We start from the raw sequence: 514 nt of genomic DNA, 5'->3' as shown, positions 1-514 counted from the left end.
AACCGATCAAGCTCGATCTGTACGAGGTGTTCTGTGCAGTGCTGTACCTGCTGCGCACGGGTTGTCAGTGGCGCTATCTGCCACCGCAGTTTCCCAAGTGGCACAACGTCTATGCGTACTGGCGCAAATGGAGCGAGCCTGACCAGCACGGAGTGAGCGTGCTGGAGCAGGCTTTAAAAAAAACAGGTTGGCGCGGCCCGCGCGAGACTGGGGCGCAACGCCTGCAGCACGTTCTTGATCGTGGACGCGCAGAGCGTCAAGAACGCTGACACAGCGGGCTTCAAGGGGTATGACGCAGGCAAGAAAATCTCGGGTATCAAGCGGCACGTTGCGGTGGACACCCAGGGGCTACCCCATGCCGTGGCGGTAACCACAGCCGAAGTGACGGATCGCAAAGGAGCGCTTGCGGCATTCAAGCGCTGCAAACACTCGCTGGGGCGGGTGCAAAGCGTGCTGGCGGACAGCGGTTACACAGGCGTACCCTTTGCGCAAGGCGTCAAGGACATCCTGGGTG

General features: G+C 60.7%; 1 pseudogene. It reads left to right on the top strand.

Annotated features, from left to right (window positions below):
* Positions 1 to 514 (top strand): annotated as a pseudogene (locus ACFO3A_RS15670) (IS5 family transposase); the annotation flags it as partial.

It is taken from the genome of Comamonas nitrativorans, assembly GCF_042654765.1.
Lineage (GTDB): Bacteria > Pseudomonadota > Gammaproteobacteria > Burkholderiales > Burkholderiaceae_C > Comamonas > Comamonas nitrativorans.
This window is presented reverse-complemented; position numbering and strand designations above follow the sequence as displayed.